A 24,214-nucleotide genomic window follows, 5' to 3' on the forward strand; every position below is an offset into this window, starting at 1 on the left:
CCTTTGCAGGCAAGGTATGAATAAGGATGTTAAGCGCCTTACCACTTGGCTACCCACCACATAAACAAATAATTTCAAATCCAAAATATCAAATCGTTTTGGGTGTAGCGGAGCAGAAATTTGGTCTGCATCTCCGGGATTTTAAGCAAGGGTATTTTAATTTGGAAGATTACGATAACCCTCGAAAAGGCAAGGTGGGCGCTCTGGTATTTGAGCTATCCGCTACGGTAAAAGCTAACTCCTTTGGGAATGTCGCTTGTAGTATTAATGTAGTATGTATATTTCTGGTTGTCAAGAGGGTAAGGAAAATTTTTCTTTATTTTGGTGTAAGCTGTCACTTTTTACTTATGTCAGTAGCTTTTGCCAAATAATTGGCGACATTTTTGCCAAAAAAATACAAACAAATGTCCAAATTTTTGCCAAGATATAAATATTATTTTGTAAAAATTCACTTAGCAAAAAATCAGCATGAGTGAAAAAACCATAGAAAATTACGGGAAAGCTTTTCTCGTTCTAATTTTGCCGATATCGTTTTTGATTGTTTTCCTGGTGAATACCTGGAAAATTTTACTGGTAATCTTATTGCTGTTAATGGTTTTCAATCTTTGGCAACAATACAGATGGGAAAAGTGGTGTAACCAAGTTAACCCGCTTTTTTATCAGTTGATTCAGGAAAACCAGGGAAAAATTACTCCGATGGATTTGGCAATCAAGGGTAATTTTTCGGGACAGGTGGCAAAACGCTATTTAGATGGTAAGGCTAAGGAATTTGGTGCTAGTGTACTGGACTCGGAAACAGAGGATCAATCGTACTACTTTATTACTGCCAGTATTCTCGGCGATATTCTTGATAGTAGTGAATCAGTAGAAAAACTTCCGGCTCAACCAGTTACGAAAGTTGCCCGTTCATTTTTAGCTCCTCCTCCTTCAATTCCCCAGGAGGAGAAAACAGAACCTGAATCTAAATCTGAGCTTGAATCTGAATCTCTACCTGAACCTACCCATGAGGAAGTTAAAAAACCTCTAGAAGAACAGTTAGTTTTTGGTTCATTGATTCAATCTGAGTTAGCTAAACGGCTCAATGTCTATTCGAGTACGGTTTATAAACGACGCAATGACCCAGATTTTGCTGAGTGGAGTCGTAGCCGTGATCCTGATGGTATTGCTTGGTCTTATTCTCGGAGGTCTAAGGAGTTTTTCCCCGTTGAGAAATAGGGAACAATTGACAATTGACAATTGACAACTAACTATTAATTGTCAGTTATCAATTACCTATTACCAATGCCGATCGCTTGATTGATGGATGTTAGTCCGTTTTCTTCTAGTTTGGTTAATAAACCGGAGAGGATGCGGCGTACCATTAGGGGTCCTTCATAAATCCAGCCTGTGTATGTTTGGATCAGACAAGCGCCGGCTGTGATTTTTTCCCAAGCATCATCAGCGGTAAAGATGCCACCTACGCCAATGATGGGCATTTGTCCTTGGGTTTGTTGGTATATAAAGCGAATTACTTCGGTGGAGCGATCGCGCACTGGTTTGCCACTAATTCCTCCGGCTTCTTCTTGGGGGGATTTACCCGTTTGTTCAATGATTTGGGTTTGGAGTCCTTCTCGGCTGATGGTGGTGTTGGTGGCGATTAAACCGGCGATTTGGTAGGTTTGAGCGATCGCTATAATGTCAGATATGGCCTCCCATTCTAAATCGGGGGCTATTTTGACAAATATGGGTTTTTGCGCTGTGTTTTCTTGTTGTAATCCAGCTAATATCTGACTGAGCATGGCTGCATCTTGGAGCGATCGCAATCCTGGTGTATTGGGCGAAGAAACATTTACTACAAAATAATTACCCAAATCTTTCAGTAATCGAAAACTCTCTAAATAATCCTGCGCTGCTAGTTCCAAGGGTGTTATCTTGGATTTACCTAAATTTATTCCTATAGGTATCGGTAATGGGTTAGTTAAGTGTTTTTTGCCGTCTGTTAATTTTGCCGCCATAGCGATCGCACCAGAATTATTAAAACCCATCCTGTTAAGTGCAGCTTGATCTAAAGGCAAACGAAATAAACGGGGTGGGGGATTTCCCGGTTGGGGATGATAAGTGACAGTACCCAATTCGGCAAACCCAAAGCCAAAATTATGCCAGATACTCGCAGCAATTCCATCTTTGTCGAATCCGGCAGCCAAGCCCAGGGGATTGGGAAATTTTAGCCCTAATATCACCTGTTCTAATCGTGGATCATTGAGACACAAATATTGCTGAAGGAGATTGTTTAACCAGTTAGTAGAAGGATAATAACTGCTTTTTACAAGCCAGTTTAAACTACCAATGGTTTGTTTGTGTACCCACTCCGGTTCGGTTTTCACCAGAGTAAATAAAAAATGACTAACTACTGCTTTATAAATATCCAATTTAAGGTAACATCTACCAATTATTAACAGATACCAGGAACAAAATCCATTAGGAAGGTTTGCGAGGCATCTTAAAACATATTACTACAACTTATGTCAAACGATAATCAGAATGGGCAGCAAAAGAAACCTAGAGCCGCCGAACAACAAATACTATCCTTGGGGCAACTTCTCCAGAACATGAGAGAAGATGATAGTGTTGATGCTCTGATTAAAACTACTATTGCTTATCTTCAAGAAGGGTTTGACTACCCATTTCTGTGGATTGCTCTTTATGATGAGAGCAATAAAACTTTATATGGAAAAGGGGGATTGACTCCCGATGGAGAAACAAGTTATTTAAGAAGATCGATTGTCATCAAACCTGGAAATTTCTTAGAGAGAGTCGTAACTCAATTATGCCCTTTGGGTATAGCTAATTTACGGGGAGAATCTCGCGCTTCTGAATGGCAGGAAGTTGCCAATAGATATAACATTCAAGGAACTATTCTTTTACCAATTCGCTATAAAGAAAACTGTTTAGGACTAGTATTATTAGGTTCACAACGTTGGGGCTATTTGCTGAGTGGAGAAGCCAGAGCCAAGCTGTTAATAGTCATCGGTGAGTTGGGAATATTACTGTATAAGAATAGCCATAATAATACACATAATAAACCAGAGAATCCGCCAACTCAAGCATTATTACAACTATTAGAAAATGTCCGCTCTGCTAATAATCTAAATAAAAGACTAGAAGCAGTAGTAGATGCTACTCATAAATTTATTTCCCCAAGTCGTACAAATATTTATTGGTTGGAAAGAGAGGGAAATTATTTTTGGTGTCGGATGAGCAATAATCTTGTCAATATTAGTAGTGTAGACAGTCATAAACCAGGAGCAATCGGCATAACAGTCCAAGAATTGAGCGATGTTTATTATGCTTTATCTGTTAACCAAGTAGTATGGATTAATGAAACTGCTAGTTCTTTAAAAACCAATGTCAAAGGTAAACTATTACAACGATTGGGAGTTAAATCTATATTAGCAGCGCCTATCATTTGGCAAAAAGACTTATTAGGTTTTTTATCGGTAGAAAGTCATGAATTGCGAAATTGGTTAGAAGAAGAAAAACATTTTGTCCAAGGTGCAGCAGGATTAGTATCTTTAGTTGCTCCTAGTGAAATTATTGAAGGAACAATCAGACAAATTCAACAAGATACTCAATTAACTAATCAAGTCGCTCAAGCAATTTATAAAGAACAAGGTTTAGATTCAGCTTTACATATTTGTGCAGGTAGGATTTTAGAACGGCTGACTGCGACGCGATTTGTATTGTTACAGTACAATCCCACTAAAAATATTTATCAAGTTATTTTCCAGAGCATAAGGCATCATCGCCGACTTTGGACATTTGATCTGAAGGAACTAACAGAAATTGATATTCAACTTTTACAAAATGCCAAACAAGCCTTAGAAATTGAAAACTTTGAGGCAGATTTGCGGTTTTTGAATTGGCGACGGCAGCTATTAGATAATGGTGTGCGATCGCTGTTAATATGTAACTGCGCTCAAGGTCAAACACCTGAACTACTTTTGCTGATTACCCACGAAACTAACCGATCTTGGAAAACTCTAGAAAAAGAATTACTATGGGTATTTAGTCAAAATATAGGTGTTGTCGTTCACCATTGGCGACTACGTGACAACACCAAAGATCAACAAAAAATATCCCAAGGGTTTAAAGAATACTTAAATATTCTCACTCACACTCAAAGCAGCACAAACGAAACGGAATTAGCTGCCCTTAAACAAATAGCATCTGTTTTAGAAGTTCCCTTAGCAATTATTCTCTCCTCTAATCCTAGTCAGAATTGGGCAAAAATTTTACCAGGGGTAATTTCTAATCATCAATTTGGCGTAGTTCTAGATTTTCATGTTTCCTTAGAGAAGGATGTAATAGCAGAATTAGCAATAGCACATAATAGTTATTTAATCCTCAAAGCTGAGGATTTACCAGCAGAAACGAGGCAATGGTTGACGATTCCTAACAATAGTAAAGTCTTTGTGATGGCATTACGCACAAGTACTGAAAATCAACCGACAAGCATTGTAGTTTTAGCAGATTATGAAGAACAAAACTGGAGAGAAATTAGCATCAATGCCACAGTAACTCTGATTCATCAATTAGCATGGTGGCAAAATCAACAGCAAATTATTCAAAATCTAGAATCTCATAATGAAAACTTACATAAACTCAATTGGTACAAACATAGTCGTCTAGAAGAAATTCATAGAATGTCTACACTCGTACTTGGACAAATCCGTGATTTAGGAATACCTGCTAATGAATTAACGCAAATGCGTTACAAATTGCTATTGCGTCAACTAGACTACATTACTAGTTCCATGACTAGCATGATTAAACAAGAGCAGTGGGATTTGCATACTAGTGTGGAAACTATGTCCATTTCTAGCCTATTGAAGCGAGCCGTGGAAAGAGTTGATAATTTGTCTAAACAGCAACAACTTTGGATAGGTATACATGGTTTAGGACAGTCTAATGATAATCGGGAGTTATCCCCAACATCGTCCTTAGCTGGAGAACAAACTATGACAGGTTCTACATTAGCTACAACTGGCGACATTGTAAAAATAGAATTAGTTTTACATGAATTGTTAGTTGCAGCTTGTCAACGTTCTCCTATTGGTGACAGAGTTGATATTTGGTGTCGTCCTTTAGATGAAAAATCGCTAGAAATTTCAATTACAGATAATGGCAGTATTGAACCACAGTTATTAGCAGAGTTTAATCAAGCTCAATTCTCAAATACATTTTCTACTTCTCACATTAGTCAACCACCTGGTTTACATCTCGTGATTTGCAAAAAAATGATGCAACAATTGGGGGGAGAATTACAGCTATATCAATTACCAGATAAAAGGGTCGTTAGTCGTTTATTGTTGCCTTTAGCATCTCAAAATCATGAAGGTAGTACATTGGGAAGCACTTCATCATTTTTGGGAAATGGGTAATTGGTGATTGGTAATTGGTGATTGGTGACTTGCCCTGAGCGTAGCCGAAGGGTTGGTAATTGGTAATTGGTGATTGGTAATTGGTAAGAATTATTTCTCCTGTTTTCTCAATCTGCAAACTATAATCACAGCACCTTAATTATGGGGCGTTCTCTTTCTAAATCTAATTTACCTGAAAAAATCTGTGTAGTTTGTCAACGTCCGTTTACTTGGCGGAAAAAATGGCAAGATTGTTGGGATGAAGTAAAATATTGCTCAGAACGTTGCCGTCGTCGCCGTTCTAACGCTAAAAATAACAATTGACAATTGATAATTGACAATTGACAACTGACAATTGACAACTGAAAATTGACAACTGAAAATTGACAACTGACAACTAACAACTGACAACTGACAACTGACAACTGACAAAATAAATGACATTACAAATACAACCGAAATTAATTATTCATGGGGGGGCTGGTAGTTCTCTTCAAGGTAAAGGCGGATTGATAGCAGTACGCAACTCTCTTTCTAAAATTGTTGAAGAAGTTTATGCTCTTTTGCTTACTGGTGCGACTGCGGCTGAAGCAGTAGTTCGGGGTTGTCAAATGTTGGAAGATGAACCCCGCTTTAATGCTGGTACTGGTTCTGTACTCCAATCTGATGGACAAATTCGGATGAGTGCTTCCATTATGGATGGGACAACTGGGCGCTTCAGTGGTGTAATTAATGTGTCACGGGTGAAAAACCCTATTGAAATGGCGCTATTTTTGCAAAATTCGGATGATCGGGTTTTGTCTGATTATGGTGCGGCTGAGTTGGCGCGGGAGTTGCAAATTCCTAGTTACAATGGTTTAACTGATTTGCGCTTGAAAGAGTGGACACTAGAACGCCAGGATAACTTTAAAAGAACGATGGCTGGGGTAGTAGCAGAACCGGAAATGGCGGAAAATGCTGGGAGGGGAACTATTGGTGTCGTCGCTTTAGATGGCTATGGTAAATTAGCGGCGGGTACTTCCACTGGTGGTAAAGGTTTTGAGCGAATTGGCCGAGTTAGTGATTCAGCAATGCCAGCAGGTAATTATGCGACTAGTCATGCAGCAGTTAGTTGTACGGGCATTGGAGAAGATATTATTGATGAATGTTTAGCTGCTAAAGTAGTAGTGCGTGTCACTGATGGAATGTCTTTGTCAGAAGCGATGCAGCGATCATTTACAGAAGCCAGCAAGAATCAAAGAGATTTTGGAGCGATCGCTCTTGATGCTACTGGTGCAATATCCTATGGTAAAACCTGCGAAGTTTTACTAGCTGCTTACCATAACGGAGAAAAAATTGGCGACACTTTGGAATGGAATGATCAAGAATTGATTGGGAAGGGGTAATTGACAATTAACAGTTGACAATTGACAATTAAAATTAGCAATTGTTAATTTGATAATGAATCTTCCAACAGCACAATCTTGGCATGATATTCGCACAGCATTAAAAGCAATTTGGGGATATGACGATTTTCGTCCACCCCAAAAAGAAATTGTTAACTGTTTGATATCACAAAAAGATGCGCTAATTATTATGCCTACAGGTGGGGGAAAGTCAATTTGTTTTCAACTTCCCGCCCTACTCCAAACAGGATTGACTTTAATAGTTTCTCCTTTAGTAGCACTAATGGAAAACCAAGTTGAGGAATTACTTCAAAGAAAGCAAAAAGCAGCACTTTTACATAGTGAGTTAACGACATTTCAACGCAATGCAACTTTGCAAGCTTTAGAAAAACAGCAATTGAGATTATTGTATTTATCACCAGAAACTTTACTAAGTCCAGCAGTTTGGAAAAGGTTATGTGATCCTCAACTACAAATTAATGGTTTAATTTTGGATGAAGCCCATTGTTTAGTGCAGTGGGGTGATACTTTTCGTCCAGCTTATCGGCGATTAGGGACTGTGCGTGAGGCGTTGCTAAAATCCAAATCACCGGGAACAAAGATTAGTATAGCGGCTTTTACGGCAACTGCCGATCCTTTAGCCCAACAAACTATTTCTACCGTTTTAAAATTACAGCAACCTGAGACTTTTCGGATTAATCCCTATCGGGAAAATTTAAATCCTACAGTACGAATTGCCTGGACTCCTCAAGGCAGAAAACAACAATTATTAAACTTTATTCAAACACGACCAAATCAAGCTGGATTAATTTATGTCCGCACACGGCGAGATAGTGAAAATTTAACCCAATGGTTAACAGAAAAGGGTTATAATACAGCTAGTTATCATGCCGGATTAAGTGCCGGAGAACGGCGAAATGTGGAAGCTAGTTGGTTAGGTGGAAAAATCCCATTTGTGGTTTGTACTTGCGCTTTTGGTATGGGAATAAATAAGTCAGATGTCCGTTGGGTAATTCATTTTCATGCGCCTTATTTATTATCTGAATATGTGCAAGAAATAGGACGAGCGGGAAGAGATGGAAAACCTGCTGATGTCCTTACTTTAGTAAGTGAACCAACGGGGTTATTAGATACGGAGGATAAGCAAAGACAGCAATTTTTTCAGGAACAATGGCGATCGCAACAACAAAAAGCCCAACAATTAGTCAAAAATTTGCCTCCTCGTGGTGAAATAAATGCTGTAGTTAAAGAATTTCCAAATGCTGCTGTGGCGCTTTCTCTCCTCCATAGTAATGGACAATTAGAATGGCTTGATCCTTTTCATTATTCTATTTCTTCGCAGCCGAAAAATGCACCAGCCACGCAATTGCCAGCGGCTAAACAAATGAGAGAATATTTAACTACTAAAAAATGTCGTTGGCAGTTTTTATTAAATGCCTTTGGGTTTGCAACACCAACTGTAAATTGGCGTTGTGGACATTGTGATAATTGTCGCCATTAATCATTTTATAATTTAAACTTTGCTCCTTGGCGCGAAACATAATTAGGACTTGCTGAAAAAATAAAGTATGACTCCTAATATAAAAAACTAAAGTAAAGTATCACTACTTTCTAATTCAGTTTCATCTGAATTTTCCTTAACCCTGCGGATAGGTAAATTAGCGATTAAAGCCGTTGTGCGTTGGTTGCTTTCTAGGGAAAACTCCAAACCCTCGGTTTCTATTTCCACATAGCGACAAACAATGTCCAGGATTTCCTGACGCATTTTTTCTAAGGTTTGGGGATCTAAGTCAGCCCGATCATGGGAGATTACCAATTGCAGGCGACGTTTAACGTCATTGCGGCTGTTATCGGGACTACGAACAAAAAGTTTTTCTAAAATTTCAAGAATCATTGCGGGTATGTGTAAGGCAGAAACACTGGCAAGTGAATTAAACAATCTTTGACCACAACATCTTTCTCAAGCGGGAGAAGATGCTTTTATTAGATGAGTCAAGCTCAAGAAATTCGACAGTTTCGCCTTCCAATCTCCGAGCAATGTTTTCAAAAGCTGTAGCAGCTAAAGATGGAGTTTCTGATAATACTAAAGGTTCACCACGATTAGTAGAGACAATCACCCGCTCATCGTCGGGGATCACTCCAATTATGGGGATGGCGAGAAGTTCCTGAACATCTTGCACAGACATCATATCATTTGCCTGTACCATTGCCGGTCTAATTCTGTTAACTATTAAGTTAATCTTTTTTACACCTTGTGCTTCCAGCAATCCTACTACACGGTCAGCATCGCGAACTGCGGAAATTTCGGGGGTAGTAACAATCAGGGCTTCTTTGGCTGGGGCTGTAGCATTTTTAAACCCCATTTCAATCCCGGCTGGACAGTCAATCATCACATACTGATACTTTTGCGCCAGTGCATTTACCAGTAATTTCATTTGATCTGGTGTCACCGCTTCTTTATTACGATTTTGAGCGGCTGGAAGCAGTACCAAATTAGGTTGTCGCTTGTCTTTGACAAGGGCTTGTTCTAAACGACACTCTCTAGCCAAGACTTCCACCGCTGTATAAACGATGCGATTTTCTAGCCCTAGTAGTAAATCTAAATTTCTCAAGCCAAAATCTGCATCAATTAAGGCAACTTGCTTGCCGATTTTTGCTAAGGCCATACCCAAATTAGCTGAAACTGTGGTTTTACCCACTCCCCCTTTACCGGAGGTAATGACAATAATGCGAGCCATGATAATGCTGTATGAGAGTTCAGGGAACAATATAAAATATTTAAAGCTATTGATTAATTCTAATTAATTGGTTACGAGAAAAATCAGCGGCTTTAGCAATGCGAATTCCTTCGGGTGTAATATGTGCAACTTCCGGAAAGAAGTTTGTCAGGGACTTTTCTGGCGCTCTAGCGACAGCATCAGCGATTCGCAATTGGGTTGGTTCCATTTGCAAGGCCATAATTAAAGATTCACGATTACCCCCCGCACCAGCATGGGCAACTCCTCGCAATCGCCCCCACACGAGAATATCTCCGTCTGCAATTACAATACCACTAGGATTGATATCTCCCAAAATAATTACCGTACCGGGATGACGAATTTCTACACCTGATCTGACTGTCATTTGTAGATAGAGGGCATCTGCTAGTGCGGTGGGGGCAGATTGGATATCAGTAGAGAGGGATGTTTGGAGTTGGATTTGTTCTACAGAATAACCCAGAGTACAAGCAGCGATCGCCGTTTGTCTACGACTGGTAGCTACTGATTTTAGTTGTAGCTGGTATGTATTTAAGGTTTCTGCTAAATCTTGCAGTTGTCTGTTATCTAACAACCGATCTTTAGCTACTAGATGCAGGGCTGTATTTGGTTTACGTAAGCGATCGCCTGCATTGAGACGCTGTTTCATTTGTTGCCAAATATCCCACCAACTGAATTCTGATGGCGGTATTTGAGATTCTGTAGGTAGAATTAATAAAAGTCGTCCCTCCTCAGTTTTTAACTGAACTTGAATATTATGATCTCCCGTCTGCTGTTGTAATTCTAAATCAGCATTTGGTAAATCAGATAAAACAGAACTAGATTCCCCATCCTGAGAAACATTAGATTCTGCATTTTCAGCATTAGAATTATCTTTTAAATAGGCAAGAACAGATTTTAACTCTGCATTAGGGATAACAGAACTAGATTCTACTTTATGATCAGTAAGATCCGCATTTATCTCGCTAGAGTTAGAATTATTTACCTCTTGATCAAACTGATGAGAAATTGACTCTGACGGAGAAAATTCTGAGTTGATCTGATCAGGTTTCCCCGAATCAGCAGAATCTGTATTTATCTCGCCAGAATTAGAATTATTTACCTCTTGATCAACCTGATTCTCATCAGGTTTAGCAGCATCAGAATTCATGCAACACTAGCCAAAATATACTAACATTGAGATTTTACAGTAGGAGTCAGGAGTTGTAGGGGCGTTCGCGGAGCGTGCTGGAAGCATCAGCATTCGGGCAATCAATTATCCATTTTTGTCCAATGCTATTTTCCGAATGCTTCGCCCGTACTTTGTGTATAGGTTTCAATTTAGATTCTGTACCTCATTGATATATCATCTGCTTTAAATTGATAATTATCAATTATCAGTTGTTAATTCACATATCAATCTTTGATAAATTGTCCCCAAAGCATCAGCATTACCGACATTACCGGGAAATAATACTACTGGCAAATTAGGAAAAAGAGGATGATCAGATGGTGTAATTACCATTGAACAACCTGCTAAAATTTGGCCAAGTAACCGAGCAGAAGTTAAACTCAGTCCCGTACTCAAGACATCATTAGAAGTAATACCCCCCTTACTAATGAGAAAGCCTATATCAGATGGTAAACCTTGCACAATATCCATGAGTAAAGCCGAAACTTTTGCTCCAAAATCTAACCTGGTTTTGACATCTTTAAAAGACAATTCCTGACGGCTAGTATAAACTACTGGTGTTTTTCCAGAGTTATGTACTACTTGGATCTTTTCAAGGATCTCAGCCAGCAGTTTAGCAGATTCATTTATACCATGATCAAGTAATCTGCCAACATTAACTTCTATCCCTACTGTTCCCTCAACTTGTAATAATGATTCTAACTGTTGAGTTGTCTTTTTGACATGAGAACCCACAATTACCGCACCAGGTTTACCACCGCGCACGTATTTTGCCATATTTTCAGCAGCAATGGGTTGAGGTGGTAAGGCAGCCAAAGCTGTTAAAATACTAGCAGCAGAACGGAATAAAAGCGTTTTCCTTGACTTGCGGCTGTTAAAATATCAACAGCGAAGGTATTAAGATCCTCTTGATTTTCTCCATCTACAACACCACACTGATTGTCATGGAGTTGCAATAAGCGTTCTAAACTACCAGCACGGATATCTGCAAGCAAAAATCTGGTAACACTATCTTCTTTAATTCGTTTTTGGGTTTTTTCTTCTACATATTTGGGAAGATAGCTGTAATTGTAGCTGAAGACAGAATCACGGGCAAATTCTGTTTCATGGACTGGAGTAGGAACACCATCAATAATTAGATAATGAATACTATCGCAGGTAATTCTTCCCCCCTCAAAAAATGCAGGTACAAGAAAATGAGCATCAAATGGACCGAGTTCTTCGGCAATGACATCAGTTTCGATGGGATAATGTCCACGTAAGGTGGAGTCAGAACGACTAACTACGAGAAAATCGTCAATTTTTTCGGCTGCTAATGCTAGTTTAAGATTGTGACAAACTTCTCTAGTCACAGATGCGGCTGCTTCTGGAGTTAGGGAACGAGTATTAGTTAAAATAAAGAAAATAGGAGCATCATCTTTTAATCCTAAACGTAATGTTTCCACATCCCAGCGCATCAATAGTAAGCAACTATGAACGGTTTGTGAACCAGTAGGATCATCATCGAGGACAATTATTTTGGGTTTGTTATTCATAAATATGTCAATTTTGGTAACTATTCAACATTTAAAATCTGTTCAATAATAATATAGTGTCAGGGCAAATTTTTGAAAAATAATTTTAACCTATTTTTCATTTACTTGTTATGCTGGGCTATTATAGCAATTCTATTTGATTTGTGTATCTTTTACAAGAGTCAAATATTCTGTTGTATGACTAAGAAGATGTTTTAAAAGTCCAAGAATCTAGAAGTCATCCACCACCCTCCGCAAACAGACAACAATTTATACCTATCCTCCAACTTTATAGGAAACTGCACAAAAAAATAATCCTCCGTATTTATCTGCGTTTATCTGCGTTTATCTGCGGTCAATTATTCTTAAAATCTTACTTCTATACAACTTTATTTAAATTTGATACAAGCATATTTACAAAAAAGGGAACAGGGAACAGATAAGAAACTTTAGTTGGTGAGTTTAAAGCTCAGTCAAAAAAACAGTGTCATTATTTCAATCTCATGTTTAAAAACATAAGTTTTTCCTGTTCCCTTTGAATATAAATAAATAGTTAATCATAGTTTAGAAATAAATGAATTTTCATTCTCTACAGTATTGGGATATTTTTTGAGAATGGAAGTAATTTTTTGTTTCTGATCATCATTTACAAATAAGTTATAGCTTTCAACAAATTTAAAACTCCCTACTAAATAATTAGCACCTAATTTTATTCTAGAAATAATGTATTCCTCTGTTATATCACTATGATTAATCAGCCATCCTTTTTGATGAGATAAGTAAAGTAAAGTTGGATCACCACCTGTAGTAGAAATTATTAATGAACGTGGTTCTGTATTTTGTTTAACTAACTGAGCTAATTTGATAACTTCTGATTTATCTGTGCTTTCTTTAAACATATAATCTACAGAATATATGATAGAACCTGTTGTTATACATAAACATAGAGAAGTTACCAAAATTTTTGATATATTAAGACGCTGATGATCACTATTTAGGTATTTGCTAAAAACCTTCCCGATAAAGACAACACCAGGAAGCATCATTGGTAGTTGATAATATTCATGCACTAAGCTAGTAGTAGGAACTAAAACCCAAGTTAATATTACTGACAATAACCAAACATCAAATAAATACTCTTCTTGGCTTTTTCTTGGTATAAATAACCCTGCTATAAAGATGGGAAACATGAAAATAGCAAAGTGTCTGATAGCCGTTCTCGATATTATTTCTAACCAAAAATTAAAAGTGAATATGATATTATATTGATATCTGTTTGTTGAACCGCCCCAAAATCCAAAAGTATTACCATATTCTAAATATATTTGATGAGCATGATAATACCATAGAGCTAATGTGAAAATAATAAATAAGCTATAAAACCAAAGAGATATTTGGCTGAAAATCTTCAGATGAAATTTGTTTACAGCTAAATAAATTAACGGTATACCAATATATATTATTGGTAAAACTTTAATGAGACAAGCTAGAGAGACAAAAATTGCTGATATAAATAAAAAATGTAATTTTTCCGATTCTAACCAGTTAGTAAAATAATATACTCCTATAATCGAACACATTAAAAGCATGGATTCTGGTTGAAAAGTTCGACTATAATATACAGTTAATGGTAAAATAGCAAATAATAAGCATGACCAAAAAGCGGTTTTATGATCAAGATATTTGCTAATAAGTTTATATAAGAAAAATATTGTTAATAATGAAAAAAGAATAGATGTCAATCTACCAAATAATTCATGTACACCAAAAAATTTATAGAATATAGCTACAATAAATGAATAAATTGGAAATTCTGTTTCACAATAACCAAGGGAATTACCACCCCAATCAATTTGTGGATAAAATAAATTAAATCCATTTTCATAAAAATTCCTAGCCATTGCTGCTGTATCTGCTTGTCGCCAGGAATGAATGCCTATAATTGGTGAATTAATATTGTACAATCGGACAGATATAGATAAGGTTATTAAAAATAATATAGGTGACTTTTGAATTTGTTTTTGAATCTTATCAATTAGCATAAATTCTCATAACTCGGATGATTTAGCAACAATTAATTAAAATATCATAAAAAGGGGCATCACCATCCTGATTAGTTAATGGAAAGGGAAAGAAAAAAACTTTCCCTAAACAATACTTTTGTCGCTACAAATCAAGGCTTTTTTCAATTTGGCGTATTGTTCAAACCAACTTAACTAGTAAAGCATGACATAAATCAACCAACCATTAAAAATTGGACAAAAGCTTGTGTGATCTGCTTTATTTTCTAGACTACAACCTTTTCTAAAATCAATTTAGAACGCTTCATTTGTTCAGGAATAGCGACGGGATAATCACCAGTAAAACAAGCCGAACAGAAACTATTAGTATCTTCTCTGGTTGTTTCTAACATTCCTTCCCAACTCAAATAAGCTAAACTATCAACTTGTAATTGTTTGGCTATTTCTTCGACTGACTTCGTAGCAGCAATTAATTGATCTTGGGTATCAGTATCAATACCATAGAAACAAGGATGAGTGACAGGAGGAGAAGAAATTCTCATGTGGACTTCGGCTACACCAGCATCACGCAAAGCTTGAACTAGTTTACGGCTAGTAGTTCCCCGAACAATCGAATCATCAATAATTACTACCCGCTTACCGTATAATACATCTTTGAGGGGGTTAAGTTTCATGCGGATACCTGACTCACGCATGGCTTGAGTAGGCTGAATAAAAGTGCGGCCAACATAGCGATTTTTAATCAATCCCTCACCATAAGCTATCCCAGAAGCTTGGGAAAAGCCAATAGCCGCAGGGATACCAGAATCAGGAACACCAAAGACTAAATCAGCTTCTACGGGGGATTCAGCCGCTATTCTCCGTCCTAACCGCATTCGATAACTGTATAAAGTTTCGTCGTGCATGAGGCTATCCGGACGGGCAAAATAGATCATTTCAAAGATACAAAGTTTGCGTTCTGGCTGTTGATGCCATTGAAATGATTCTAAGCCGCTTTCAGTGATCCAAACTAATTCTCCTGGTTGAACATCACGCAGATATTCAGCACCGATAATATCTAAACCGCAAGTTTCAGAAGCGAGAACGTAACGGACAGGATCACTATCTAATGTGCCAATTACTAAGGGACGGATACCGTTAGGATCACGAACTCCCATGATACCTTCTGGTGTGCCAATAACTAGGCTAAATGCGCCTTCGCAACGGTGAAAGGCATTAATTGCCCCTGTTAACCAATCTGCACCAGTGTTGACTTCCTGAGCGATCGCATAAGCAATCATTTCTGAGTCGGTTGTCGTTACTAGGTTAAACTGATCTTTTAACTCTTCTCGCAATTTTACTGTATTGACTAAATTACCATTATGTGCTAATGCTAATAAACCTAAGCGAGTTTCCACAACCGCTGGTTGGGCGTTAACTCTACGACTAGAACCGGTAGTGGAATAGCGAGTATGTCCAACTGCCAAATTTCCAGGTAATTCATCTAAGATGGTTTCATTGAATACTTGCGATACCAAGCCCATATCTTTGTGCTGGTGAACGTGCGAACCCTCAAAGGTAGCAATACCAGCAGATTCTTGACCTCGATGCTGAAGAGCATACAATCCAAAGTAAGTCAATTTAGCAACGTCTTGTTCTGGGGCGTAAATGCCAAAAACACCACAAGCTTCTTCTGGCTTGTCAGGATGGTGTTCATCCAAGGTAACGGAATTAAGGGGAATCATGCTGGTTTTGCTCCTGGTGGGGTGTCGAGTCAGTGGGAACTGGGAACTGAAAACTGGGAAGGGGAGCAGGGGAGCAGGGGAGCAGGGGAGCAGGGGAGCAGGGGAGCAGGGGAGCAGGGGAGCAGGGGAGCAGGGGAGAAAAACACTTAATCTTACCTGTTACCTGTTACCTGTTACCTGTTACCTGTTACCTGTTACCTGTTACCTGTTACCTGTTACCTGTCACCTGTCACCTTCTTCTTAACAAATCTTTAACCATCCATTAAAACAGTACCGTAAATTGGTCAAGGATAAAGTATGAATTGTAAATTTTCATGTTCAAACCTTGATTTTTGATGTTGATTAGGTATTGGTGTAGATAGCGAGACGTTTAGAGATGGCTAAAGAATAGCGATCGCTCATATCTTCGAGACTAACCTGGAGTAACTGATGTTTATCTGCGGTTAAAATCTCCAAATTCCCTGAATTAGCAACTGTTCCCAGTTTTTGCCAATTCTCTGTGAGATGTTCCTTTAAATAGGATTCCCATTTTTCTTGGTTTTCTCCACTTACAGAAACTAAAATTCTCGCCCCACCTTCACCAAATAGCACTTCATCAAATCGTGAATCATGATTTGCACTTATTGGGAAATTAATTTCCGCCCCCAAATTTCCAGAAAGACAAGATTCCGCTAAAGCCACAGCTACACCACCTTCAGCCGAATCATGGGCGGAATTTACCCAACCAGCGCGAATACCATGACGACAAGCTTTTTGTACCAGACGTTCTAAATCAAAATCAACTCTAGGGGGTTTACCTGCGATCGTATTATGAATAGCTGCCAAATATTCAGAAGCACCCAATTCAATTTTTGATTGAATTGATAAACCCAGAAGATAAATTATATCACCTGCATTTTGCCAACCTTGTCCGCAAATTTTCGTTAAATCAGGAATCAACCCCACCATACCCACAACCGGAGTCGGATAAATTGGTTGGGGATTACCTTCCGCGTCAAAAGTTTCATTGTAGAGAGAGACATTCCCCCCAGTTACCGGCGTTCCTAACTCTTTACAACCTTCACTCAAACCCCGACAAGCGGACGCTAATTGCCAATAACCAATGGGTTTTTCTGGGCTACCAAAATTGAGGTTATCAGTCACAGCCAGGGGGTCAGCACCCACACAGCTAAGATTCCGGGCAGCTTCTGCCACCACTGCCTTAGCACCTTCATAGGGATCAAGATAGACATAACGAGAATTACAATCTACCGTCGCGGCAACACCCGATTTTGGATTTTGGATTTTGGATTTTGAATTTTGGATTTCTTCTAAAGGACGTAAACGCACGACAGCCGCATCAGCGCCACCGGGTAACAATACCGTATTATTCTGAACTTGATGGTCATATTGACGATAAACCCAGCTTTTAGAAGCAATGCTAGGAGTATCTAGCAAAGTCAATAAAATATCATTCCAACTTTGCAGACTTCCCTCAATTTCAATTCCCTCAACATTGCAAACAGGTAAATTATCACTTGTCCATTGCCAAGCTTTTTGTGCATATTCGGGGGCTTCTGTCAATAATTCTCTTTCATACAAAGGCGTATTTTCCGCCAAAGCATCAGCGGGAATTTCAGCGGCAATTTTCCCCTCAAACCAAATTCTAACAATAGGTTCTTCAATTACCGTACCCGCAACCACAGCTTGCAGTCCCCAACGGTGGAAAATATCAATTAATTCCTGTTCCCGTCCTTTTTCGGACACAAACAACATTCGTTCTTGAGATTCCGAAAGCAGGTATTCATAAGGAATCATTCCCGATTCCCGCACCGGAATTTTATCTAAATCGAAATCAATCCCCACACCACCTTTAGCAGCCATTTCCGAAGTTGAACAGGTGATACCCGCAGCGCCCATATCCTGTGCCGCAACTACAGCCCCGGTTTTGAATGCCTCCAAACAAGCTTCAATTAAGGACTTTTCTAAAAATGGATCTCCTACTTGCACCGCAGGACGGTTATCCATTGATTCCTCAGTTAATTCCGCACTGGCAAAACTTGCGCCGCCCATGCCATCCCGTCCGGTGGTTGAACCTACATACAGCACGGGATTTCCTAAGCCGGAAGCCCCTGATTTGACAATTTCCGACGTTTCCATCAATCCCAATGCCATGACGTTGACAAGGGGATTTCCAGAGTAGGCGGGGTCAAAATACACTTCACCCCCAACTGTGGGGACCCCAACGCAGTTACCATAATGGGAAATACCAGATACTACACCAGCAAACAATCTTTGAGTTTTCGGATCATTCAAATCTCCAAACCGCAAGGAGTTTAATAAGGCTATGGGACGCGCCCCCATTGTGAAGATATCTCTTAATATCCCACCTACTCCGGTTGCAGCACCTTGGAAGGGTTCAACGGCGGAAGGGTGGTTATGGGATTCTATTTTAAACGCTAATTGTAGTCCGTCGCCGATATCCACAACTCCGGCATTTTCACCGGGTCCAACAAGTATGCGGGGTCCCGTGGTGGGAAACTGTTTGAGTAAAGGGCGGGAATTTTTATAACAGCAATGTTCTGACCACATCACCCCAAACATACCTAGTTCGGCTTTGTTGGGATGACGGCCTAAGCGGCGGACGATTTCGGTATATTCTTCTGGTTTTATGCCTTCTGAGGCAATTTCTTGGGGAGAAAAGGGATTTTCACCAAATGTGGTCATGGAAGTTATGCACCAAGAGGACAGAGAAATATTCTATCTGTTTACGGCAATTAAGATCATGGATTTCTTTTTAATCTTGTCAATAAATTATCAATTATCAAGTTATTCATAATGTTATAATGTAACCAGTTTTTACCCCGTATTTTTATGACATTGACAGAGATTTTGCCATCACTGCGAAAATTATCTGATCAAGAAAAAATCAAAGCTATTCAATTTTTAGCCGCAGAATTAGCTAAAGGTGCAGAAAATTCAGCTTTTCTTGAAGATGGTAAAACTTATGAAATTTGGTCGCCTTATGATGCTTTTTCAGCCGAAAAAACTTTAACTGATATGTTGCAACAGCATTTACAAAAAGAAATAAATGACCAGGTTATAAATTAGATTCCTACTTAAATTAAAACTTCAACTTCCTGAGCGATACTTGTAGCTTGAGGAATTGGTAAACCTGACTCTATTAAACTTTCTATATGAAATTCTATGGACTCTACAATTAGTTGTTGGACTTCTGCTAATGTTTCAGCCACAGCTATACAACCGGGTAAGTCGGGAACATAAGCACCATAGCTAGTATTTCCTTTTTCAATTACTACTGTATAACGCATTATTCTTCCTCCAATTGAGCTTGTTTCCATATACTTTTTATTGTACCAATGGGTACGTCAATATTAGGTTTACCGGAAACTGTAACTGTACCAAGTTTATGGGGATGTTTAAACTGTCGGTGACTTCCTCTAGTTCTGGCTAAATACCAACCATCAGCTTCTAGTCGCTGAATCACTGCTCTTACTTTCATAGTAACATTTATTTGTAATCAATCCTTTGATTTATTGTATAATTAATTATGTAGCTCGCTGATAAAATATGCAAGATACCCTAACCATTACTATTACCCCAGAACTGAAAGCAGCACTTTTAGAAATTACCCAAACTGAAGGTATATCTGCTGATAGTTTAGTTGGTAAAGCTATTGAGGACTACATCTTTACACACAAATTCCGTGCATTGCGTTCTTATTTGATGCAAAAGAATGAAACAGTTTACACAGATGAGGAAATTTCTGAGATAATTTCATAAAGCTAGTTATAGATACTGCTGTTTTATGAGATTGAAAGAGATTTTAGATATAATTATTGATGTTAATTAATTGTTTGCTTATGCCATCTAAAGATATATTTCATGAATCTGTACGTAATGCTTTAGAAAAAGATGGTTGGAACATTACCCATGATCCACTGTATATTAAAGTTGATGATATCGAATTTTTTGTAGACTTAGGAGCAGAAAGACTATTAGCAGCGCAAAAACAAGGTCAACAAATAGCTGTAGAAGTAAAATCTTTTGTAGGTGCATCTGAAGTAACTGAATTTCATCTTGCTTTAGGTCAAACTCTCAATTATCGGTTAGCATTAAAAAAAGAACAACCTCAACGGATTTTATATTTAGCCATTAGCGAAGACACGTATCGAGATTTTTTCTCTCGTCAATTTATCCAAGACTCTTTAAAAGAATATCAAATTAAGGTTTTAATTTTTGATTCTTTAACCCAGGAGATTGTTTTATGGAAAGAATAAATTACTCGCAAATTATTCAAGATATTTTAAGCAATCATTCTACCAATGATATCGCCAATGGTACAGAAATTCAACTACTTTTTGATACGCAACGTCATCATTATCAAGTATTAAATATTGGTTGGAAGCAACAAATCAGAACCTATGGAGTGATTATTCATGTTGATATTAAAGATGATAAAATCTGGATACAAAGAGATGGTACAGAAATTGGTATTGCTAATGAATTAATCGCTGCTGGTGTACCTAAAGAAGATATTGTTTTAGGATTTCATGCTCCTTATAAGCGGCAATTTACAGGTTTTGCGGTGGGATAATAACTGTATTAAAATCTTCATCTCTATTTTACTCCTCATCATCATGCAAATTAGAAATATAAGGTGGAAGTTTCCCAAAACTAATTCTTTCTACATATTTAATGGCGCGATGTTCTTCCAATGATGTTTGAATCAGGGTATTTATTAACAACCGAAATTTATTAACATCTGCTTGAGATGGTGATTTTAATTGTGCAGCTAATAAACTGGAAATTTGCAAAATTAATTTAATATTAGGTAAATTAGTGTCCGTTTGTTCAATGATTTCATATTTTTTATTAACACAATATTCATTACCTACATGAGAATAATCAGCCAGTGTTTTTAATAATTCTGGTTTCCAATTGATAATTACTTGTTTTATTCCTGGAATTTTATTTAATAAAACAGCAATGATTTTTGGTAAGTTAGGAATGAAATCACCGATATTTCTAAATCTATATATGGGAGTATCCAGAATTAATTCGATTGTGCTAACTGGTGGTGCGCCAAATGTATAAGTTTCTAAGGTATAAGGTGCAATGGGTTTTAATTCGGTTTCACTAATTCGTTTAGTAATTAATGTAGCCGCAGCACCGCCTAAACTATGTCCAGTGACGAAAATATTTTTGTTAGTGTTTTCTGGTCTTTGGATAAAGTCTTGTAATTGTTGCCAGAAACTTTTAACATAAAGATTAAAACCGGAGTGAATTGCTTCTGAGTTGGGAAATGCAAGTAAGTTAAAGAAGTAATCATCTAATCTTTCTGTACCTCTAATAGCAATGACAATATCATTTTCGCTTGATAGGAGTAAACCACAACAAACTAATTCATCTGTATCACTTAAAGGACGTGGTGCTGAGATAAATTCTATAGTTTGATATGGTGGAAAAAATGATGGAGAACCTGTTTTCAGGATATCGCTAACTATGTCATTTCCTTGTTTATAGGCGACGTAAGCGAGTTGAGAAATACAAGCCATTTCTAGGGTGCGTTGTCTGTCGGTAGATGTTTTCATGTTGGTTAATTTTTGGGTAAGTTTGATTTTGTAATTACGGAGTTGTAGATTTATTGATTATAGTTTGTAATTGTTGCTGCACTTGTTCAAGTTCTTGGCGTTTTTGGTTAATAAATGCTTTTTCGATTTCCTGTTGTTCTAGATTTTCATGGTGAGCTTTTTCTTGTTGTTCTAAAAGGTTTTCACACAAGTAAATGGCTTTTGTAATTACTTTAATTGCACCTTCAACTCGATTATCAAAAAGTAAGCCTATAGTTTCACCAATTTTATTTGTAAGTTGTTCTGTGGAGTCTATAAATTTTTCCCACCCTGTTTCAAATACTTTTATTTTCAAATCATTATAAAGCCCATCTATACCAAAACCTATCGCCCCAGCTATTGCAGCACCCACACCTGCTACTGCCCACATAATTGGACCACCTAATCCAATTATCATCAGTAAACCAGCACCAATTCCTCCTCCAAACAGCCCTCCACTTATATAAGTTAATAAGTCACCAAAGCTATCTTCAAGATTATTTATTGCTAAATTTATCTGCTTACTAAAATCAGTATTTATTTTTTGGTCGAGATCATTAAATCTCTCTTTAAGAGATTGTAATTCTTTATTGATATAATCATCTAATAACTCAATATTTGGCATTAGTATTTTCTGTTTAAGTTCTTTCTCACCCCATTCGTCTATCTCACGTTGTAAATCTCTTGTGAACTGGTTGATGTAGTCTTGTCTAACTTGCTGTTGGTTGAATATAGGATTATGTTTAGAAGTCCATTTCTCTATCTTGTTAGCCAATCTTTCTCCCAAGCCTTCAATCCATTCATGCCAAGATTTATTGGCTAATTCAAATACTGTATCCCTTATATCATCCGCCAAAAGTTGAATTTTGACATCATGTCCACTCGCTTCTCCAATTTGCTCTATAATTTCTTGTTTTGTGACTTCTGAGAGTTTAATAATACCGTCTAATGTATCCTTTGCTTGATTAAGACCATCTAATCCTGATTCAACAGTGTCATTTATTTTAGTTGCTATTTTTTTGATTTCAAGATAACCACGCTCAATTGTCAAAAAATTCTCTAAAGACTTAGTAAAAGCTTTAAAATCTCTCAAGTATTCATCATTATTTCCGTTAAGTATAGTCTTCAATGCTGATTTTGCAGAAATGTAGTGAATACGGGTTTCCCCATTGGTAATCAGTAAATTTTTATGTTTAATAAAACTTTCAAGTCTCTGTCTAACATCTTGACGGTCTTCATCATTATCGAGGGAATCCATGAAATTGACTAAAATAAAAAGATTTTCAGCAGGCTTTTTTTCACTACCATGATTTATTTGATATCTTACATCTTGTATCAATTCTTTTTCTTTTTCAGTAAGAAGATGCAACGCATTTGTTAAGAAAATTACTGCATCTGTATCTTTTAAGAGTTTGTTAGTAATAGCGGTTCTATCAGGATGTTCATTTAATCCAGGTGAATCAACTATTTCTACACCACTTTTACATAAAGCTAATTCAGGATGCTCAAAAATAATTTCTTCAATTTCAGATTGTGCTAGTTCATCACTACGGTGATCTACGGCGGCTTCTTTAGAAATACTTGCTTTTGCTTTATACTGTTCAAAAGCAATTTCCTCCACTCTTCCATCTTTATAATGACAAATTACCCGCTTTTGAGTTCCATATTTTAAAACTGTAACTGTACCACTACAAGGAACTGCTCTAACTGGCTGAATTTCTTCACCTAACAAAGCATTTAACAGTGTTGATTTACCTTTGCTAAACTCACCAACAACAGCCAACCTAAATCTCTGATTTTTGATTTTATTATATGCTTCTGTAATATCATCTATCAAAGTAGAAGTTAAGAAACTATGATCTTTACATTCGTGAATTATTTGAGAGACTAAGTTACAATAGCTATCTAATTCTTGACGATAGACTTGAAATTTTTTCAACTCGTCATAAGATACGGTTGTATGCTTTTGAGTAATTTTAATTTCTGGTTTAGCAGGTAAAATTGCCAACATATCACTTGCAACTTTTACAAAGACTGTATCAAGTTCTTGAAACCGAGAAGGATCTAGTAAAAAATGTACTTCATTTAAAGCAGTTATATCAAAATTTCCTTGATTAGTAAATGCAATCTCAAAAACTTCTAAATATTCAGATTTAAGACCTAGATTTTTAGCAACTATTCCTAAATATTGCTTTTCCCGCACATCAATTTCACCATCTGCAATTGACATTTCATAACCAAAACCAATTAATAATATTTTTTCTGATTCAGAAAGTGGAGATGTTAACTTTAACAAATATTGAATTTTTTTATAAGTTTGATGTTCTTTCACTCCTTTAATCATTAAATGTGTCAATCTTCGCACATCACTTTCTGGTAAGCTAAAACGATACAAAATTTTTAGTAAGCGTTGTTTTTCTTGATCTTCTACTGTCCCATCTACAAATATTACTCCCATTAGCACCGTCACCAAACTAGCCAAAAATAATACCTGTGGTGTGATATCCCGTTGGCTCAGTTTTTGTCCTGTGATGCGTGATAATAAATCAACAGTCTCAGAAGTAACTCGTGAAGTATCCATAAAAATCACCAGTGGATAGAGTGGTTAAAAATTATTATTCCCTAATTTAAT

21 protein-coding genes and 1 pseudogene are annotated in these 24,214 nt (G+C 37.4%); 10 read left to right on the forward strand and 12 right to left on the reverse strand.

Annotated elements, in window-relative coordinates:
* Nucleotides 1-26 precede the first annotated feature (26 nt).
* Nucleotides 27-371: a hypothetical protein gene (locus tag FJR38_RS01400; RefSeq protein ID WP_168493330.1), complete on the forward strand. Its 345-nt coding sequence runs from the start codon at nucleotides 27-29 to the stop codon at nucleotides 369-371.
* A 97-nt stretch (nucleotides 372-468) separates the two neighbouring features.
* Complete coding sequence (locus tag FJR38_RS01405; protein WP_168493328.1) at nucleotides 469-1,215, forward strand: hypothetical protein; 747 nt, start codon at nucleotides 469-471, stop codon at nucleotides 1,213-1,215.
* Between the two features lie 53 nt (nucleotides 1,216-1,268).
* Here FJR38_RS01405 and FJR38_RS01410 read toward each other — a convergent pair whose 3' ends face one another.
* The gene (locus FJR38_RS01410) at nucleotides 1,269-2,408 is read right to left on the reverse strand and encodes a quinone-dependent dihydroorotate dehydrogenase (protein ID WP_168534977.1); all 1,140 of its coding nucleotides are present in this window, start codon (nucleotides 2,406-2,408) and stop codon (nucleotides 1,269-1,271) included.
* Nucleotides 2,409-2,501: 93 nt separating this feature from the next.
* Between FJR38_RS01410 and FJR38_RS01415 the strand changes: the two genes are divergently transcribed.
* From FJR38_RS01415 to FJR38_RS01430, 4 genes are all read left to right on the forward strand, one after another.
* Nucleotides 2,502-5,420, forward strand: a complete 2,919-nt coding sequence (locus tag FJR38_RS01415; RefSeq protein ID WP_168534979.1) for a GAF domain-containing protein — start codon at nucleotides 2,502-2,504, stop codon at nucleotides 5,418-5,420.
* Nucleotides 5,421-5,561: 141 nt separating this feature from the next.
* Entirely contained in the window at nucleotides 5,562-5,723 is a 162-nt protein-coding gene (locus FJR38_RS01420) for a DUF2256 domain-containing protein (RefSeq protein ID WP_168493316.1), read from the forward strand.
* 113 nt (nucleotides 5,724-5,836) lie between these two features.
* A complete protein-coding gene (locus FJR38_RS01425; protein WP_168534981.1) occupies nucleotides 5,837-6,784 on the forward strand; it encodes an isoaspartyl peptidase/L-asparaginase in 948 nt (315 codons plus the stop codon).
* Nucleotides 6,785-6,839: 55 nt separating this feature from the next.
* On the forward strand, nucleotides 6,840-8,285 hold the full coding sequence (locus FJR38_RS01430) for an ATP-dependent DNA helicase RecQ (protein ID WP_168493312.1): 1,446 nt from the start codon (nucleotides 6,840-6,842) through the stop codon (nucleotides 8,283-8,285).
* An 87-nt stretch (nucleotides 8,286-8,372) separates the two neighbouring features.
* Here FJR38_RS01430 and minE read toward each other — a convergent pair whose 3' ends face one another.
* The 7 genes and pseudogenes from minE to purL form a co-directional block, all read right to left on the reverse strand.
* Nucleotides 8,373-8,678 carry a cell division topological specificity factor MinE gene (gene minE / locus FJR38_RS01435; protein ID WP_168493310.1) on the reverse strand — a complete coding sequence of 102 codons (306 nt, stop codon included), beginning with the start codon at nucleotides 8,676-8,678 and terminating at the stop codon, nucleotides 8,373-8,375.
* A gap of 37 nt (nucleotides 8,679-8,715) precedes the next feature.
* Nucleotides 8,716-9,522 (reverse strand): septum site-determining protein MinD, encoded by an 807-nt coding sequence (minD, locus tag FJR38_RS01440; RefSeq protein ID WP_168493308.1) that lies wholly within the window; start codon nucleotides 9,520-9,522, stop codon nucleotides 8,716-8,718.
* A 46-nt stretch (nucleotides 9,523-9,568) separates the two neighbouring features.
* Nucleotides 9,569-10,690, reverse strand: a complete 1,122-nt coding sequence (gene minC, locus FJR38_RS01445; RefSeq protein ID WP_168493306.1) for a septum site-determining protein MinC — start codon at nucleotides 10,688-10,690, stop codon at nucleotides 9,569-9,571.
* Between the two features lie 219 nt (nucleotides 10,691-10,909).
* Nucleotides 10,910-12,246 (reverse strand): annotated as a pseudogene (locus FJR38_RS01450) (four-carbon acid sugar kinase family protein).
* Nucleotides 12,247-12,782: 536 nt separating this feature from the next.
* The gene (locus FJR38_RS01455; RefSeq protein WP_168534983.1) at nucleotides 12,783-14,267 is read right to left on the reverse strand and encodes a glycosyltransferase family 39 protein; all 1,485 of its coding nucleotides are present in this window, start codon (nucleotides 14,265-14,267) and stop codon (nucleotides 12,783-12,785) included.
* 245 nt (nucleotides 14,268-14,512) lie between these two features.
* Nucleotides 14,513-15,970 (reverse strand): amidophosphoribosyltransferase, encoded by a 1,458-nt coding sequence (gene purF, locus FJR38_RS01460; RefSeq protein WP_168493300.1) that lies wholly within the window; start codon nucleotides 15,968-15,970, stop codon nucleotides 14,513-14,515.
* 342 nt (nucleotides 15,971-16,312) lie between these two features.
* Nucleotides 16,313-18,676 carry a phosphoribosylformylglycinamidine synthase subunit PurL gene (purL, locus tag FJR38_RS01465; protein WP_168534985.1) on the reverse strand — a complete coding sequence of 788 codons (2,364 nt, stop codon included), beginning with the start codon at nucleotides 18,674-18,676 and terminating at the stop codon, nucleotides 16,313-16,315.
* 147 nt (nucleotides 18,677-18,823) lie between these two features.
* Here purL and FJR38_RS01470 point away from each other — a divergent pair, with 147 nt between their 5' ends.
* Nucleotides 18,824-19,060: a hypothetical protein gene (locus FJR38_RS01470; RefSeq protein WP_168534713.1), complete on the forward strand. Its 237-nt coding sequence runs from the start codon at nucleotides 18,824-18,826 to the stop codon at nucleotides 19,058-19,060.
* A gap of 8 nt (nucleotides 19,061-19,068) precedes the next feature.
* Here the strand turns inward: FJR38_RS01470 and FJR38_RS01475 are convergent, their stop codons facing one another.
* Both FJR38_RS01475 and FJR38_RS01480 read right to left on the reverse strand, forming a co-directional pair.
* Nucleotides 19,069-19,281 (reverse strand): type II toxin-antitoxin system HicB family antitoxin, encoded by a 213-nt coding sequence (locus tag FJR38_RS01475; RefSeq protein ID WP_168534987.1) that lies wholly within the window; start codon nucleotides 19,279-19,281, stop codon nucleotides 19,069-19,071.
* Nucleotides 19,281-19,472 (reverse strand): type II toxin-antitoxin system HicA family toxin, encoded by a 192-nt coding sequence (locus tag FJR38_RS01480; RefSeq protein WP_168534989.1) that lies wholly within the window; start codon nucleotides 19,470-19,472, stop codon nucleotides 19,281-19,283. Before FJR38_RS01480 ends, FJR38_RS01475 begins: the two co-directional genes overlap by 1 nt.
* A gap of 68 nt (nucleotides 19,473-19,540) precedes the next feature.
* Between FJR38_RS01480 and FJR38_RS01485 the strand changes: the two genes are divergently transcribed.
* From FJR38_RS01485 to FJR38_RS01495, 3 genes are all read left to right on the forward strand, one after another.
* A complete protein-coding gene (locus FJR38_RS01485) occupies nucleotides 19,541-19,753 on the forward strand; it encodes a hypothetical protein (RefSeq protein ID WP_168493292.1) in 213 nt (70 codons plus the stop codon).
* An 80-nt stretch (nucleotides 19,754-19,833) separates the two neighbouring features.
* Complete coding sequence (locus FJR38_RS01490) at nucleotides 19,834-20,250, forward strand: XisH family protein (RefSeq protein ID WP_168534991.1); 417 nt, start codon at nucleotides 19,834-19,836, stop codon at nucleotides 20,248-20,250.
* On the forward strand, nucleotides 20,238-20,567 hold the full coding sequence (locus FJR38_RS01495) for a XisI protein (protein ID WP_168493288.1): 330 nt from the start codon (nucleotides 20,238-20,240) through the stop codon (nucleotides 20,565-20,567). The genes FJR38_RS01490 and FJR38_RS01495 overlap by 13 nt, the downstream gene beginning before the upstream one ends.
* A gap of 28 nt (nucleotides 20,568-20,595) precedes the next feature.
* Here FJR38_RS01495 and FJR38_RS01500 read toward each other — a convergent pair whose 3' ends face one another.
* On the reverse strand, nucleotides 20,596-21,564 hold the full coding sequence (locus FJR38_RS01500; RefSeq protein ID WP_168534993.1) for a lipase family protein: 969 nt from the start codon (nucleotides 21,562-21,564) through the stop codon (nucleotides 20,596-20,598).
* Nucleotides 21,565-21,598: 34 nt separating this feature from the next.
* Entirely contained in the window at nucleotides 21,599-24,163 is a 2,565-nt protein-coding gene (locus FJR38_RS01505) for a dynamin family protein (RefSeq protein ID WP_168534995.1), read from the reverse strand.
* Nucleotides 24,164-24,214 lie beyond the last annotated feature (51 nt).

The sequence above is a fragment of the Anabaena sp. UHCC 0253 genome, from assembly GCF_009712085.1.
In the GTDB taxonomy this organism is placed as follows: domain Bacteria; phylum Cyanobacteriota; class Cyanobacteriia; order Cyanobacteriales; family Nostocaceae; genus Dolichospermum.

Bases quoted from the DNA above. Each gene is read 5' to 3' on its own strand.
- FJR38_RS01400 (WP_168493330.1), top strand. From the start codon at position 27: ATGTTAAGCGCCTTACCACTTGGCTACCCACCACATAAACAAATAATT.
- FJR38_RS01405 (WP_168493328.1), top strand. From the start codon at position 469: ATGAGTGAAAAAACCATAGAAAATTACGGGAAAGCTTTTCTCGTTCTA.
- FJR38_RS01415 (WP_168534979.1), top strand. From the start codon at position 2,502: ATGTCAAACGATAATCAGAATGGGCAGCAAAAGAAACCTAGAGCCGCC.
- FJR38_RS01420 (WP_168493316.1), top strand. From the start codon at position 5,562: ATGGGGCGTTCTCTTTCTAAATCTAATTTACCTGAAAAAATCTGTGTA.
- FJR38_RS01425 (WP_168534981.1), top strand. From the start codon at position 5,837: ATGACATTACAAATACAACCGAAATTAATTATTCATGGGGGGGCTGGT.
- FJR38_RS01430 (WP_168493312.1), top strand. From the start codon at position 6,840: ATGAATCTTCCAACAGCACAATCTTGGCATGATATTCGCACAGCATTA.
- minE (WP_168493310.1), bottom strand. From the start codon at position 8,678: ATGATTCTTGAAATTTTAGAAAAACTTTTTGTTCGTAGTCCCGATAAC.
- minD (WP_168493308.1), bottom strand. From the start codon at position 9,522: ATGGCTCGCATTATTGTCATTACCTCCGGTAAAGGGGGAGTGGGTAAA.
- minC (WP_168493306.1), bottom strand. From the start codon at position 10,690: ATGAATTCTGATGCTGCTAAACCTGATGAGAATCAGGTTGATCAAGAG.
- FJR38_RS01455 (WP_168534983.1), bottom strand. From the start codon at position 14,267: ATGCTAATTGATAAGATTCAAAAACAAATTCAAAAGTCACCTATATTA.
- purF (WP_168493300.1), bottom strand. From the start codon at position 15,970: ATGATTCCCCTTAATTCCGTTACCTTGGATGAACACCATCCTGACAAG.
- purL (WP_168534985.1), bottom strand. From the start codon at position 18,676: ATGACCACATTTGGTGAAAATCCCTTTTCTCCCCAAGAAATTGCCTCA.
- FJR38_RS01470 (WP_168534713.1), top strand. From the start codon at position 18,824: ATGACATTGACAGAGATTTTGCCATCACTGCGAAAATTATCTGATCAA.
- FJR38_RS01475 (WP_168534987.1), bottom strand. From the start codon at position 19,281: ATGCGTTATACAGTAGTAATTGAAAAAGGAAATACTAGCTATGGTGCT.
- FJR38_RS01480 (WP_168534989.1), bottom strand. From the start codon at position 19,472: ATGAAAGTAAGAGCAGTGATTCAGCGACTAGAAGCTGATGGTTGGTAT.
- FJR38_RS01485 (WP_168493292.1), top strand. From the start codon at position 19,541: ATGCAAGATACCCTAACCATTACTATTACCCCAGAACTGAAAGCAGCA.
- FJR38_RS01490 (WP_168534991.1), top strand. From the start codon at position 19,834: ATGCCATCTAAAGATATATTTCATGAATCTGTACGTAATGCTTTAGAA.
- FJR38_RS01495 (WP_168493288.1), top strand. From the start codon at position 20,238: ATGGAAAGAATAAATTACTCGCAAATTATTCAAGATATTTTAAGCAAT.
- FJR38_RS01500 (WP_168534993.1), bottom strand. From the start codon at position 21,564: ATGAAAACATCTACCGACAGACAACGCACCCTAGAAATGGCTTGTATT.
- FJR38_RS01505 (WP_168534995.1), bottom strand. From the start codon at position 24,163: ATGGATACTTCACGAGTTACTTCTGAGACTGTTGATTTATTATCACGC.